The following is a 13,829-nucleotide window of genomic DNA, read 5'->3' on the forward strand; positions in this document are numbered from 1 at the left end:
ACCCGAGCCGCCTCAGGAGGTCCTGCCCGTGCGCCCCTCGCTACGCCCCCTCCCCCTGCTCCTGACCGCCGTGCTCGCCGCCACCGCCCTCAGCGCCTGCGGCAGCGACTCCGGCGACGACCAGAACACGGTCAAGATCCAGTACAAGCGCTCCACCGACGCCAAGAACAAGATCTTCGACCGTGAACTCGAGTCGGTGAAGAAGGAGTTCGAGGCCAAGTTCCCGGACAAGAAGGTCGAGCTGATCCCCCTCAAGGTCCCGGACGAGCAGTACTACACCAAGGTCCAGCAGATGATCAGGTCCAAGAAGACCGCCCCGGACCTGGTCTACGAGGACACCTTCCTGATCAACTCCGACATCACCGCCGGACTGCTCACCCCGCTGGACGACTACCTCAAGGACTGGGCCGACTGGGACAAGTACATCGACACGGCGAAGACCGCCGCCCAGGGCCAGGACGGCAAGGTCTACGGCGTACCGGACGGCACCGACACCCGCGGACTCTGGTACAACAAGGAGCTGTTCAAGCAGGCGGGCCTGCCGGAGGAGTGGCAGCCGAAGACCTGGGACGAGGTGCTGGGCGCCGCCCGCACGATCAAGGAGAAGCTGCCGGACGTCATCCCGATGAACGTCTACACCGGCAAGGCGGTCGGCGAGGCCGCCAGCATGCAGGGCTTCGAGATGCTGCTGTACGGCACCGAGGACACCCTGTACGACGAGAGTGCCAAGAAGTGGGTGGCCGGCAGCCAGGGCTTCAAGGACGCGCTGCAGTTCGTCGAGACGGTCTACAAGGAGAAGCTGGGCCCCGACCCGCAGGACGCCCTCGACCCGAACGTCGGCACCAAGGTCGCCACCGAGTGGCTGCCGGAGAACAAGCTGGCCATCAACCTCGACGGCTCCTGGATGTCGAACAACTGGCAGGAGACCGGCGCCAAGCCGTGGCCCGAGTGGACGGACGTCCTCGGCCAGACGGCCATGCCCACCCAGAACGGCCAGGCCCCCGGCCGCGTCTCGATGTCCGGCGGCTGGACCTGGGCCATCCCGGCCAACGCCGGCAACAAGGACCTGGCCTTCGAGTTCATGAAGGTCGCCCAGTCGCAGAAGAACTGCACCCGGCTGACCATCGCCAACGGCCAGATCGCCGTACGCGAGGACGTGGCGAGCGACCCGGACTACCAGGGCTACGTGCCGGGCATCCAGTTCTTCACCGACCTGGTGGCCGCCACCCACTACCGCCCCGCGCTGCCCGTCTACCCGCAGGTCTCCACCGCCATCCAGGAGGCGATGGAGGTGGTCACCACCGGTGACTCCTCGGTGGACGACGCCGCCAAGGCGTACGACGAACAACTGGACTCGATCAGCAAGGGCGAGGTCGTCCAGAAGTGACCGCACCCACCACCACCCCGGGTGCCGCCCTCGCGGCGGCGCCCGGGCGGGCCGGGCCGGCGCGGCCGCCGAACCGGGTCCTGCGTGCCCTGGTGCGCGGGCTGCCGGTCGGCCCCTCGCTCGCCCTGCTGCTGCTCTTCCTGGCCGGCCCGATCGCGTACTGCGTCTATATCGCCTTCACGGACCTGCAGCTCAGCGGCCAGGCGGAGTCGTCCTTCGTGGGCCTTGAGAACTTCCGCAGGGCCTTCTCCGACGACGGTTTCACCAACGCCGTCTATCTGACCCTGGTGTTCACCCTGATCTCCTCCATCGCCGGCCAGAACACCCTGGGCCTGGCGCTGGCGGGCCTGATGCTGCGGGCGTCGAAGGCCGTCCGCACCGTCACCGGCGCGATCGTGATCACCGCCTGGGTGGTGCCGGAGGTGGTGGCGGGTTTCCTGCTGTACGCCTACTTCCGCCGCGACGGGTCGCTCAACGAGATCCTCGACTGGCTCCATCTGCCCACCCAGAACTGGCTGTTCACCTGGCCGATCCTGGCGGTGTCGTTCGCCAACATCTGGCGCGGCACCGCGTTCTCGATGCTGGTCTACTCGGCCGCGCTCTCCGAGATCCCCAAGGAGATCACCGAGGCCGCCGAGGTGGACGGCGCGGGCGGCTGGCGCCGGGTCTGGCATGTCACGCTGCCGATGATCCGCCGCTCCATCGGCACCAACCTGATGCTCAACACCCTGCAGACGCTGTCGGTCTTCGGCCTGATCTGGGCGATGACCCGCGGCGGGCCGGGCGACCGCAGCCAGACCCTGCCGCTGTTCATGTACGAGCAGGCGTTCAAGAACAACCTGATCGGCTACGGCACGGCGGTGGCCCTGCTGCTGTTGCTGGTGGGCGCGCTGTTCTCGCTGGTCTATCTGCGCATGCTGCGCACGGAGGTGTGAGTGTCCTCGCTGCTGACGAACCGGGCGCGACGCCACTCCCGCCGGCTGGCCGCCGACGCCGGACTGCTCGTCGCGTCGCTGGCGTTCGCGCTGCCGCTGCTGTGGCTGGTGCTGTCGAGTCTCGACACCGACGCCGGGCTGACGGTGAAGCTGCCCGACGCGTACACCTGGGACAACTTCGACCAGGTGCTCACCCCCGAGATGACCTTCACCCCGCTGCTCAACAGCCTGCTGCTGTGCGGCGGGGCGACGCTGGTGACGGTGGTGTGCGCGGCGCTCGCGGCGTATCCGCTGTCGCGCTTCCCGTCCCGGCTGAACCGTCCGTTCATGCTGACGATCCTGTTCACCACCAGCCTGCCGATCACCGCGATCATGGTGCCGGTGTACGGCCTGTTCGTACAGATCAATCTGATCGACACGATGTGGGGCACGGCGCTGTTCATGGCCGCGGCCCAGCTGCCCTTCGCCATCTGGCTGATGAAGAACTTCATGGACGGCGTGCCGAAGGTGCTGGAGGAGGCGGCCTGGACGGACGGGGCGTCCTCGATGCAGGCGCTGGTGCGGGTGATCCTGCCGCTGATGGGGCCGGGCGTCGTGGTCGTGACGATCTTCTCGTTCATCATGATGTGGGGGAACTTCTTCGTCCCCTTCATGCTGCTGCTGACCCCGGACCAGTTCCCCGCGTCCGTCTCGATCTTCGAGTTCTTCGGCAACACGGGCTCGGTGGTGTACGGGCAGCTGGCGGCGTTCTCCATCATCTACTCCACGCCGGCGGTGCTGCTGTACGTCCTGATCGCCCGCCGTCTCGGCGGCGGCTTCGCGCTGGGCGGCGCGGTCAAGGGGTGAGGCGCGGCCGGTCGCCGTCACGCGTCAGGGGCACCCCTTCGCCGATGGGGTGCCCCTGAGGTGTGTACCGGGCGTCAGCCCTGCTCGCCGCCCAGGTGGTGGACCCGGACCATGTTGGTGGTGCCGGGGACACCGGGCGGGGAGCCGGCCGTGATGATCATGACGTCGCCGCGGTTGTAGCGCTCGAGGCGCAGCAGCTCGGCGTCCACCAGGTCGACCATCGCGTCGGTGTTCTCGACGTACCGCACCTGGATCGGCTCGACGCCCCAGCTGAGGGTGAGCTGGTTGCGGGTGGAGGCGTCCGTGGTGAACGCGAGGATCGGCTGGGAGGCCCGGTAGCGGGAGAGCCGGCGGGCGGTGTCGCCGGACTTGGTGAACGCGACCAGGGTCTTGGCGTCCAGGAAGTCCGCGATCTCGCAGGCGGCACGGGCCACGGAGCCGCCCTGGGTGCGCGGCTTCTTGCCCGGCACCAGCGGCTGCAGACCGCGCGAGAGCAGCTCGCCCTCGGCGGCCTCGACGATCCGCGACATGGTCTTCACGGTCTCGATCGGGTACTTGCCGACCGAGGACTCGGCGGAGAGCATCACCGCGTCGGCGCCGTCGAGGATGGCGTTGGCGACGTCGGAGGCCTCGGCGCGGGTCGGCCGCGAGGAGTTGATCATCGACTCCATCATCTGGGTCGCGACGATCACCGGCTTGGCGTTGCGCCGGCACATCTCCACCAGGCGCTTCTGCACCACCGGGACCTTCTCCAGCGGATACTCCACCGCGAGGTCGCCGCGGGCGACCATGACGGCGTCGAAGGCCAGGACGACCTCCTCCATGTTCTCCACGGCCTGCGGCTTCTCCACCTTGGCGATGACGGGGACCCGGCGGCCCACCTCGTCCATCACCCGGTGCACGTCGCGTACGTCGCTCGCGTCGCGGACGAAGGACAGGGCCACCATGTCGGCGCCCATCCGCAGGGCGAACCTGAGGTCCTCGATGTCCTTCTCGGACAGGGCGGGGACGTTCACCGCGACGCCGGGCAGGTTGATGCCCTTGTGGTCGGAGATCACGCCGCCCTCGATCACGATGCAGCGGACCTCGGGCCCGGCCACCTCGGTGACCTCCAGGGCCACGGCGCCGTCGTTGATCAGGATCCGCTCGCCGGGCGAGCAGTCGCCCGGCAGACCCTTGTAGGTGGTGCCGCAGATGGTCTTGTCGCCGGGGACGTCCTCGGTGGTGATGGTGAACTCGTCGCCGCGCTCGAGTTCGACCGGCCCCTCGGCGAAGGTCTCCAGGCGGATCTTGGGGCCCTGCAGGTCGGCGAGGACGCCGATGGGCTTCCCGGTCTCCTCCGACGCCTTGCGGACGCGCGCGTAGCGCTCCTCGTGCTCGGCGTGGCTGCCGTGGCTGAAGTTGAAACGGGCGACGTTCATGCCCGCCTCGACCAGCGACTTCAGCTGTTCGTAGGAGTCGACGGCGGGACCCAGGGTGCAGACGATTTTGGCTCGGCGCATGACGACGATCCTATCGGTTTGTTTCGATGGGGAATTTACTGGGTTCTCTCTTCACGATGTCCTGCCGCCCAGCAGAGAGTACGCCTGGGTGGCGATCTCCAGCTCCTCGTCGGTGGGTACGACGGCCACGGCCACCCGGCTGTCGTCGGCGGAGATGACCCGGGCGGCCGTGCTGCGCAGGGCGTTGCGTACCGGGTCCAGCTCGATGCCGAGGGCGCCCAGCCCCCGCATCGACGCCTCCCGGACGGCGGCGGAGTTCTCCCCGACCCCGGCGGTGAAGGCGATCGCGTCGACCTCGCCGAGGACGGCGGTGAAGGCGCCGACGTACTTGCGGATCCGGTGGCAGTACACGTCGAAGGCGAGGCGGGCGGAGGCGTCGCCCTCGCCGATCCGGCGGCCGATCTCGCGCATGTCGTTGTCGCCGCACAACCCGACAAGGCCGCTGCGCTTGTTCAGCAGGCCGTCGATCTCGTCGATGCCCATACCGCCCGTACGGGCCAGATGGAAGATCACGGCGGGGTCGACATCGCCGCTGCGGGTGCCCATCACCAGCCCTTCGAGCGGGGTGAGCCCCATCGACGTATCGACACAGCGACCCTGCTCGACGGCGGAGGCGCTGGCGCCGTTGCCGAGGTGCAGCACGATCACGTTCACCTCCTCGGGCGCCCGGCCCAGCAGCGCGGCGGTGGCGCGCGAGACGTACGCGTGGGAGGTGCCGTGGAAGCCGTAGCGGCGGATCTGGAAGCGGTCGGCGGTGGCCGCGTCGATCGCGTAGCGGGCCGCCGCCTCCGGGATCGTGGCGTGGAAGGCCGTGTCGAAGACGGCGACCTGCGGCAGGTCGGGGCGCAGCGCGCGGGCCACCTCGATGCCGGTGATGTTCGCCGGGTTGTGCAGCGGGGCCAGCGGGACGAGCTTCTGCATCTCGGCGACGACCTCGTCGTCGATGAGGGTGGGCTCGGTGAACCGGGTGCCGCCGTGCACGGCGCGGTGGCCGATCACCGCCAGCCGGGGGTCGTCCAGCCCGTGCCCGGCGGCGGCCAGCTCGGCGGAGACGATGCGCAGCGCCTCGGTGTGGTCGGCGACCTCGCCCTCGCCGATCCGCTCCACGATGCCCTGGGCCAGGCGGTTGTGTGTCGCCATGTCGATGAGTTGGTACTTCAGGGACGAGGACCCCGAGTTGAGGACCAGGACCCGGGTCGCGGTCATGGGGTCCGGTCTCCTTGCTCTCCGTGCGCCTGGATCGTCATGGGCTCTGCTCTCCCTGCGCCTGGATGGCCGTGATGGCCACGGTGTTGACGATGTCCTGTACGAGCGCCCCGCGCGAGAGGTCGTTGACCGGCTTGTTCAGGCCCTGCAGCACCGGGCCGACGGCGATCGCGCCGGCGGAGCGCTGGACGGCCTTGTAGGTGTTGTTGCCGGTGTTGAGGTCGGGGAAGACGAGCACCGTCGCCTGGCCGGCGACCGGGGAGCCGGGTGCCTTGGCGGCGGCCACGGTCGGGTCGACGGCGGCGTCGTACTGGATCGGCCCCTCGATCAGCAGATCGGGGCGCCGGCTCCTGACGATCTCCGTCGCCGCGCGCACCTTGTCCACGTCCGCTCCCGTACCGGACGTGCCCGTGGAGTACGACAGCATGGCCACCCGCGGCTGGACGCCGAACTTGGCGGCCGTCGCCGCCGACTGGATCGCGATGTCGGCGAGCTGCTCCGCGTCCGGGTCCGGGTTGATGGCGCAGTCGCCGTACACGAGGACCTTGTCGGCCAGGCACATGAAGAAGACGGACGAGACGATCGACGCGCCGGGAGCGGTCTTGATCACCTCGAACGCGGGGCGGATGGTCGCGGCCGTCGAGTGCACCGAACCGGAGACCATGGCGTCCGCCAGGCCCTCCTGCACCATCAGGGTGCCGAAGTAGTTCACGTCGGCCACCACGTCGTGGGCCAGCTCGACGGAGACGCCCTTGTGCGCGCGGTACTTGGCGTACACCTCGGCGAAGGAGTCGCGCAGCGGCGAGGTCGCGGGGTCGATCACGCGGGCGTGCGCGACGGCCGGGTCTTCGGGCTGCTCGCCCGCGGCCAGCAGCCGCAGGCCGATCCCGAGCTCCGCGACGGCCTTGCGGACGGCCGCCTCGTCGCCGAGCAGCGTCAGATCGCAGACGTTGCGCCGCAGGATCACCTCCGCCGCGCGCAGCACGCGCTCCTCCGTCCCCTCCGGCAGCACCACGTGCCGACGGTCGGACTGCGCGCGCTCGATCAGCATGTGCTCGAACATCATCGGGGTGACGCGGCCGGTGGGCGCCACGCTCAGCCTGCTGGTGAGCTGCGCGCCGTCCACGTGCGACTCGAAGAGCCCCAACGCGATGTCCGCCTTGCGCGGGGTGGCGGCGGTGAGCTTGCCCTCCAGGGCGACCAGCTCCGCGGCGGTGGGGAAGGACCCGCCCGGGACGGCGAGCAGCGGCGTCCCCGGCGCGAGCCGGGCCGCCAGCGCCATGGTCTCCTCGCCCGGCCGCAACCCAAGGGTGAGCAGCACGCCGGCGATCGCGGGCGAGCCCGCGGAGTGCGCGGCCAGGGCGCCGATCAGCAGGTCGGCCCGGTCGCCGGGCGTGATCACGAGCGCGCCGGGCTTCAGGGCGGGCAGGAACGCGGGGAGCATCGCGCCGCCGAAGACGTAGTCCCGCACGTCGCGGGCCAGACCCGAGGCGTCGCCCATCAGCACCTCGGCGCCGAGGGCGGCCTTGACCTGGGAGACGGTGGGGGCGGACAGCGCGGGGTCCTCGGGCAGGACGTAGACGGGCACCGGCAGATGACCGCCGAGTTCGCGCGCGGCCTGCTGCGCGTGGGCGTCGTCGACGCGGTTCGCGACCATCGCCAGTACGTCGCAGCCCAGCGACGTGTACGCGTGGTGGGCGTTGCGGACCTCGGCGACGACGGTGTCGGCCTCCTGGCCGCTGCCGCTGACGACGGGGATGACGACGGCGCCGCACTCGTTCGCGAGCCTCGCGTTGAGGGCGAGTTCGGCGGGGATGTTGGTGTCGGCGTAGTCGGTGCCCAGGACGAGGACGGCCTCGTAGTCGGCGGCGATGTCGTGGTAGCGCTGCACGAGCCTCGAGACGAGCTCGTCGCTCCCGTGCTCGGCCTGTACGGCGGACGCCTCCGCGTAGCCCATGCCCAGCACGGAGCCGGGCGGCTGGCCCAGCCGGTACCGCGCGCGCAGCAGGTCGAACACCGGGTCCGTGCCGTCGTGGGCCAGCGGCCGGAACACGCCGACGCGGTCGACCTGCCTCGTGAGCAGCTCCATCATGCCGAGCTCGATCACCTGGCGGCCGTCGCCGCGGCCGACGCCGGTGACATAGACGCTGCGAGTCACGTTCTGACGTCTCCGTTACGTAGCGTTACGCGCGGTGTGCGGCAGTATCCGCGGTCTGACCATACCTTCGGGGGGATGCGCGTCGCGCGCTGGGTGGGGTGGGTCGGGGTGCGGGGTGGGGTCGGAGCCGGGTGGGTGGGGGTGCCGTAGGTGGGGGTGCCGTGGGTGGGGGTGCCGTGGGTGGGGGTCCGGTGGGTGGGGGTCCGGTGGGTGGGGGTCCGGTGGACGGGGGTCCGGTGGGCGGGTTACGCCGGGCGCCACCAGCCCCCTTCAGCGTGACCCGCGCCGATCCAGCCCGTCCGGCGTTTGAGGACGAGGCGCGCAGCGCCGACCCGCGTCAGCCGGCGTGAGGCGACCTGCCCGCGGAGGCGTTCGAGGACCCGGCCGGAGGCGCGGCACCCAGCCGCCGGCGTGAGGCGACAAGCGTTACGCAAGCCGGGCGTGAAAGAATCGATTCCGCGCACACAATCGCACCAATCGACGCAAACCGACCAGGAACCCGGGAGAACCATGCGCATCGGAGTGCTCACCGCGGGCGGCGACTGCCCCGGCCTGAACGCGGTCATCAGGTCGGTGGTGCACCGCGCCCTTGCCGGGCACGGCGACGAGGTCATCGGATTCGAGGACGGCTTCAAGGGCCTGCTGGAAGGCCGCTACCGCAAGCTCGACCTCAACGCCGTCAGCGGCATCCTGGCGCGCGGCGGCACCATCCTCGGCTCCTCCCGGCTGGAGCGCGCCCGGCTGCGCCAGGCCTGCGAGGAGACCGAGGACCTCAGCCGCGAGCTGGGCCTGGACGCCCTGATCCCCATCGGCGGCGAGGGCACCCTCACCGCCTCCAGCATGCTCGCGGACGCCGGGCTGCCCGTCGTGGGCGTGCCCAAGACCATCGACAACGACATCTCCGCCACCGACCGCACCTTCGGCTTCGACACCGCCGTCGGCGTCGCCACCGAGGCCATCGACCGGCTGAAGACGACCGCCGAGTCGCACCAGCGCGTGATGGTCGTCGAGGTGATGGGGCGGCACGCCGGGTGGATCGCGCTCGAGTCGGGCATGGCCGGCGGCGCGCACGGAATCTGCCTGCCGGAGCGCCCGTTCTCCGTGGACGCGATCTGCAGGATGGTGGAGGAGCGCTTCTCCCGCGGCAAGAAGTTCGCCGTGGTCTGCGTCGCCGAGGGCGCCCACCCCGCCGAGGGGCAGATGGAGTACAAGAAGGGCGAGATCGACCAGTACGGCCACGAGCGCTTCCTGGGCATCGGCAACCGGCTCGCCGGGGAGCTGGAGAAGCGCCTCGGCAAGGAGGCCAAGCCGGTCATCCTCGGCCACGTCCAGCGCGGCGGCGTCCCCACGGCGTACGACCGCGTACTCGCGACCCGCTTCGGTTGGCACGCGGTGGAGGCCGTGCACCGCGGCGACTTCGGCATGATGACCGCGCTGCGCGGCACGGACATCGTGATGGCCCCGCTCGCCCAAGCGGTCACCGAGCTGAAGACCGTGCCGGGGAACCGGATGGACGAGGCCGAGTCCGTCTTCTGAGCCCCACAGGACCACAGCGCAGAGGGGCGCCACCCCGTCCAGGGTGGCGCCCCTCGCGGCTCCCGGAGGTTCGGGGCCCCGCGTACTACTCGATCGTCTGGTCCATCCCGTGCAGCGTCAGCGTGCCGCCGAACTGGCCCGCCTGCTTGACCGTGGCGTGCGTGAAGAACACCTCTTCGATCTGCACCGGCGGCGGGAAGCCCGGGCTGAACTGGATCGGGATGACCCCGAACAGCAGGCCCGTCAGCGACTCGGTGTACATCGTCACGACGCCGTCCGTCATCGTGGACGTGGAGCCCTCGTCCGTACGGACGTGGGTGGTCCTCTCCCCCGGGCCCTGCACGATCTGGTGCAGGTCCTTGATCTCGACGCCCTTCGCGGCCGTGAACTTCAGGACCGGCTTGATGGTGCCGTCCTGCGTCTTGACCTTCACGATGCCCTCGTACTTCAGGCCGTGCAGGTCCAGGCGCGTGGTCTTCAGCGTCCACGGCTCGTTCGGCAGCAGCGGGATGCCCGGCTCGACGTCCGCGTCGGCGAGCGCCTGCGCGTCCCTCTCCGGGCACGGGAAGCGCTCCTTGCCGTCCTCGCCCGTGGTGGAGTCGGAGCCGGACTCGGCGGTCTTCGTCTCCGCGGTCTTCTCCACCTCCTTGACCTCCACGCCGGCCTTCTCGGCCGCCTCGCGGATCTCGTCCTCGGTCGAGGCCGACGGCGAGGTGCTGTCGGAGGTGGACGGGTCCGAGGCGGCGGGCGCCTCGGTCTCCGTGGTGGTCGTCGTCTCCGTCGTCTGCGCCGTGTCGTCCGGCGCGGAGAGCAGGTCGCCGATCGCGTCGCCTATGCCCAGCGGGTCGAGCGGGTTCGTCGTCTCGCTCTGCGTGGGGCTCGGCGACGGGCTCGCCGTGCCGTCGGAGTCCGGGGCCGTCTGCGTCTGCGCTGTCGGCGACGATGTCGGGTCGGGCGAGGCGCTGGCCGACGGGGACGGCGAGGCGTCCGGCTTCGCGGTCTCCTCCGGCTTCGCCGTCTGCTCCTCCTCCGGCTGTACGTCGGGCTGCGTCACGCACGGGCCGGGGGCGTACGGGTTGACCGGGTTGTCGTCGGCGACGGCCGGCCGGGGGCTGAGCGTCAGCCCCAGCAGGACGGCCGTGGGCATCGACGCCAGCGCGGCCGCCTTGCCCGCCTGCAGCTTGTACTTGGACAGGAGGGACTTGCGGGGCGCCGCGTGCCGCGGACCCGTGCGCCGCAGCGGCATCTGCTCGTCGGAGACGGGCTGCTCACTGCGCATACGATCCCCCACTGGGCGCCTTGGTCACGGAGATGGTCGCGCTGCTGCGGCCGGCGTCCTCCGGGCCGGGCTCCTCGGCCTGCGGCTCGGACGCGGCGGGCTCGGGGGTGTACGGGGCCGCGCCCGGCAGCAGTTCCTGGCCGGAGACGTACTCGGCCTCGTCCGGGTCCGTGCCGTGGGAGCCCTCGGGGCCGGCCGGCTCACCGGCGGGCGTGGTCCCCGGCGCCCAGGCGATGGCCAGTGCGCCGCCGACCATCGCGAGCATGAAGCCGATGATGAGGCCGCCGAAGTTGGAGACCGGAATCGACACCAGGGCCAGCACCACGGCGGCCACACCGGCGAAGACCCGGACGATGGAGTGGTACCACATGGTCAGGCCGAGGGTCACCAGCAGGACGCCGATGATCAGCGCGCCGGCTCCGGCGGTGGTGGCCATCCGTACGGTCAGGGTGCCCATCTGCAGGTTGTGGTACGGCAGATACCCGATCGGGACTCCGCCGAGGATGGTGAAGAGACCCGCCCAGAACGGCCGGGTGCCGCGCCAGGTCCGGAACCGGCGCCGCCAGTGACGCAGCCAGTGCTCGTCCTGGAGGGATGGCTCGACGCTCATGGAAAAACAGCTCCCTGGTACGGCAGTACAAATCAGAGGTGGTGGGGGGAGGGGCGGGACGCCGGGCGTCCCGCCCCTCTTCAGCCTTGACGGCTCAGTAGCACTGCTTGTCGTCACCCATGTGCAGACGCAGCTTCAGGCCGCTGAGCTTGAAGGTGCCCGCGGAGGTGGCCCACGCGGTCTGCTTGACGTCCGTCAGGACGGCCTTCTCGGCCTCCTGCGCGAAGCCGCCGGGCAGCGCGGCGTCGCCGGTAGCGATACCGGGACCCTTGCTGCTGTGGTTGGCCGCGACACCGATGTTGATGTTGGTGAACACGGCGTCGGCGTCGAGCGCCGAGGAGTCGATGTAGATCTTGCGAGCGTCGACCTTGGTGCCGCTGCCGCCGGCCTCCAGCCGCAGCGTGACCTTCCCGAGACCCGGGATCGGCGTCACGACGGACTGGCACATGTCGGTGATGAGCGCCCGGTTGAAGCCGGACACCGCCACCGGGTGGTGCTGTCCCTCGTTGCCCGCCAGGTCGGTGCCCGAGTCCACGGCACCGTACTGCACCATGCCGAAGCCCTCGAGCTTACCGGCGGTGACCTTGAACTCCTGGCCGGAGACCGCGAAGGAAGCCGCGAGGGCCCCCTGCGCCAGGGCGACGCCTATCGCCGCGGTGGCGGCTACAGACGGAACCATGACCACGGCAAAGCGCTTCCATCTGGTCCCACCACGCACCTGGGACTCCATACGTTCCTCCTTCTCGGACGTACGGGAAGGAGAGCGCCGCAGGCCGGCGCGGGCAAATTCCGCCCCAGCACCGGCGATCAACTCCCGAGCGACAACCGCCGGCCGTACGTCGCGTACGGCCCATTTCGGACAGGCGCCGCCCGTTGGCAGCGACCCCCCTGTCCGCTCGGTGGGGTTCCCCTTCTCTGCGGCCGCGGCCGGATGCCGGACCGTGGTCGGGGGACCGAGCTCAGGCGAGCTTGGTGCATCTCTCGGGGGGTGCACAAGAGGTTCGTTACTTGCGAGTAACGCCCTCGTGTCGACTTACCGTCGAAGAGAAGGAGGGCAGGTACGCAGAGTCGCGGAAGATGACGACAAATCCACCGGGCAAGGTGGGGCAAAATCCGACAATCGCTGTTGTGATACTCACCGTCAGTAACGGCGGCCGCCTTTGTCAAGATTTGGCAAAGTCACGGCCGCCGTTATGCCTGTGTTATCACTTCAGAACAGCTCAGAAGAGCACGCGGGACAGCGCCATCCGCGCCTTGACCACGCGCGGGTCGTCCCCGCCGATCACCTCGAACAGCTCCAGCAGCCGCACCCGGGCGGCCTGCCGGTCGTCCCCGGCGGTGCGCGCCACGGTGTCCACGAGCCGGCCGAAGGCGTCCTCGACGTGACCGCCCACCAGGTCCAGGTCGGCGGCCCTCAGCTGCGCCTCGACATCGGACCGGTCGTCGGCCGCGGCCTTGCGCACCGCCTGCGCGTCCAGACCCTCCACCCGGCGCAGCAGCAGCGCCTGGGCCAGGCCCAGCTTGGCCTCGGTGTTGCCCGGGTCCTCCGCCAGCACGTTCTCGTACGCCTGGACGGCACCGCCCAGATCGCCGCGGTCCAGCGCCTCGGCGGCGGCGGTCAGCGGACCGTCGTACGGACCGGCCGGGACCTCGCGCTCGGCGGGGGCGGCGCCGTCCCCGGCCGGCAGGCCGACGATCCCGAACTGCTGCTCGGCGACCTCGATCAGCTGGTCCAGGACCTGGCGGATCTGCGGCTCGGGCGTGACACCGGTGAACAGCGGTACGGGCTGGCCCGCCACGATCGCGACGATCGCCGGGATGCCCTGGATGCCGAGCTGCTGGCTGAACGCCTGGAAGACCATCTGGTTGGCGTCGACGTCGATCTTCGCCAGCACGAAACGGCCCGCGTACTCCTCGGTCAGCCGCTCCAGCACCGGGCTGAGCTGCTTGCAGGGCTGGCACCACTCGGCCCAGAAGTCGATGACGACGGGCACCTCGGTGGAGCGCTGCATGACCTCCTGCTGGAAGGTCGCCTCGTCGACGTCGACGACCAGCGGGACGGCCGGCGCCGGCGCGCCGCCGGCGGCCTGCTGCCGCTCGCGTTCCGCGCGGGCCTGCTCCGCCTTCTCCTTGGCCTCGGCGGCCGCCTTCACCGCGGCGAGGTCGACGGCGCCGCTCATGGACATATTGCGTGGCTGCATACGTCCATCCTCCCCGATGTCCGGGCCTGCCGGGCCCTGCCCCCGATGGTTGCGGGGAACTCGGCCCGGCGGCGGCCGGTTTGCGGCTGTTTCACGTGCTACGCCCTGTTCGCACCGGAATGCGGTGCTTTCATAGCTCAGCCGGGTCCCCACCCAGCAGCGTGCGGTT

Annotated in this window: 11 protein-coding genes; 4 read left to right on the forward strand and 7 right to left on the reverse strand. The window is 70.4% G+C overall.

Features of this window, described 5'->3' with window-relative positions:
- The first annotated feature begins 22 nt into the window (after positions 1-22).
- From AB0M28_RS08495 to AB0M28_RS08505, 3 genes are all read left to right on the forward strand, one after another.
- Positions 23-1,387, forward strand: a complete 1,365-nt coding sequence (locus AB0M28_RS08495; RefSeq protein WP_365399910.1) for an extracellular solute-binding protein — start codon at positions 23-25, stop codon at positions 1,385-1,387.
- 80 nt (positions 1,388-1,467) lie between these two features.
- Positions 1,468-2,322, forward strand: a complete 855-nt coding sequence (locus AB0M28_RS08500; RefSeq protein ID WP_365399913.1) for a sugar ABC transporter permease — start codon at positions 1,468-1,470, stop codon at positions 2,320-2,322.
- On the forward strand, positions 2,323-3,168 hold the full coding sequence (locus AB0M28_RS08505; protein WP_365399803.1) for a carbohydrate ABC transporter permease: 846 nt from the start codon (positions 2,323-2,325) through the stop codon (positions 3,166-3,168).
- 74 nt (positions 3,169-3,242) lie between these two features.
- On the opposite strand, the gene pyk is transcribed toward AB0M28_RS08505, so the two are convergent.
- Genes pyk through pta form a run of 3 tightly spaced genes read right to left on the reverse strand, consistent with a single transcriptional unit; the run spans position 3,243 to position 8,034 of the window.
- A complete protein-coding gene (pyk, locus tag AB0M28_RS08510) occupies positions 3,243-4,670 on the reverse strand; it encodes a pyruvate kinase (protein WP_365399806.1) in 1,428 nt (475 codons plus the stop codon).
- A gap of 51 nt (positions 4,671-4,721) precedes the next feature.
- Positions 4,722-5,876 carry an acetate kinase gene (locus AB0M28_RS08515; protein ID WP_365399809.1) on the reverse strand — a complete coding sequence of 385 codons (1,155 nt, stop codon included), beginning with the start codon at positions 5,874-5,876 and terminating at the stop codon, positions 4,722-4,724.
- Between the two features lie 37 nt (positions 5,877-5,913).
- Complete coding sequence (gene pta / locus AB0M28_RS08520) at positions 5,914-8,034, reverse strand: phosphate acetyltransferase (protein ID WP_365399812.1); 2,121 nt, start codon at positions 8,032-8,034, stop codon at positions 5,914-5,916.
- Between the two features lie 510 nt (positions 8,035-8,544).
- Between pta and AB0M28_RS08525 the strand changes: the two genes are divergently transcribed.
- Positions 8,545-9,570 carry a 6-phosphofructokinase gene (locus AB0M28_RS08525; RefSeq protein ID WP_365399815.1) on the forward strand — a complete coding sequence of 342 codons (1,026 nt, stop codon included), beginning with the start codon at positions 8,545-8,547 and terminating at the stop codon, positions 9,568-9,570.
- An 85-nt stretch (positions 9,571-9,655) separates the two neighbouring features.
- Here the strand turns inward: AB0M28_RS08525 and AB0M28_RS08530 are convergent, their stop codons facing one another.
- The 4 genes from AB0M28_RS08530 to AB0M28_RS08545 all read right to left on the reverse strand — a co-directional run bounded on the left by AB0M28_RS08530 (position 9,656) and on the right by AB0M28_RS08545 (position 13,660).
- On the reverse strand, positions 9,656-10,849 hold the full coding sequence (locus AB0M28_RS08530) for a hypothetical protein (RefSeq protein ID WP_365399818.1): 1,194 nt from the start codon (positions 10,847-10,849) through the stop codon (positions 9,656-9,658).
- The gene (locus tag AB0M28_RS08535; protein ID WP_365399821.1) at positions 10,839-11,459 is read right to left on the reverse strand and encodes a DUF6114 domain-containing protein; all 621 of its coding nucleotides are present in this window, start codon (positions 11,457-11,459) and stop codon (positions 10,839-10,841) included. The genes AB0M28_RS08530 and AB0M28_RS08535 overlap by 11 nt, the downstream gene beginning before the upstream one ends.
- Before the next feature lie 94 nt (positions 11,460-11,553).
- On the reverse strand, positions 11,554-12,189 hold the full coding sequence (locus tag AB0M28_RS08540) for a DUF6230 family protein (protein ID WP_365399824.1): 636 nt from the start codon (positions 12,187-12,189) through the stop codon (positions 11,554-11,556).
- A gap of 490 nt (positions 12,190-12,679) precedes the next feature.
- Positions 12,680-13,660, reverse strand: coding sequence for a tetratricopeptide repeat protein (locus tag AB0M28_RS08545; protein WP_365399827.1), 981 nt, complete (start codon positions 13,658-13,660; stop codon positions 12,680-12,682).
- Positions 13,661-13,829: the final 169 nt, after the last annotated feature.

Source organism: Streptomyces sp. NPDC051940, from assembly GCF_040680895.1.
GTDB lineage: Bacteria > Actinomycetota > Actinomycetes > Streptomycetales > Streptomycetaceae > Streptomyces.

What these genes read in the sequence shown, in the direction of transcription:
- pyk (WP_365399806.1), bottom strand. Translation starts at nt 4,670, where the DNA reads ATGCGCCGAGCCAAAATCGTCTGCACCCTGGGTCCCGCCGTCGACTCC.
- AB0M28_RS08515 (WP_365399809.1), bottom strand. Translation starts at nt 5,876, where the DNA reads ATGACCGCGACCCGGGTCCTGGTCCTCAACTCGGGGTCCTCGTCCCTG.
- AB0M28_RS08525 (WP_365399815.1), top strand. Translation starts at nt 8,545, where the DNA reads ATGCGCATCGGAGTGCTCACCGCGGGCGGCGACTGCCCCGGCCTGAAC.
- AB0M28_RS08530 (WP_365399818.1), bottom strand. Translation starts at nt 10,849, where the DNA reads ATGCGCAGTGAGCAGCCCGTCTCCGACGAGCAGATGCCGCTGCGGCGC.
- AB0M28_RS08535 (WP_365399821.1), bottom strand. Translation starts at nt 11,459, where the DNA reads ATGAGCGTCGAGCCATCCCTCCAGGACGAGCACTGGCTGCGTCACTGG.
- AB0M28_RS08540 (WP_365399824.1), bottom strand. Translation starts at nt 12,189, where the DNA reads ATGGAGTCCCAGGTGCGTGGTGGGACCAGATGGAAGCGCTTTGCCGTG.
- AB0M28_RS08545 (WP_365399827.1), bottom strand. Translation starts at nt 13,660, where the DNA reads ATGCAGCCACGCAATATGTCCATGAGCGGCGCCGTCGACCTCGCCGCG.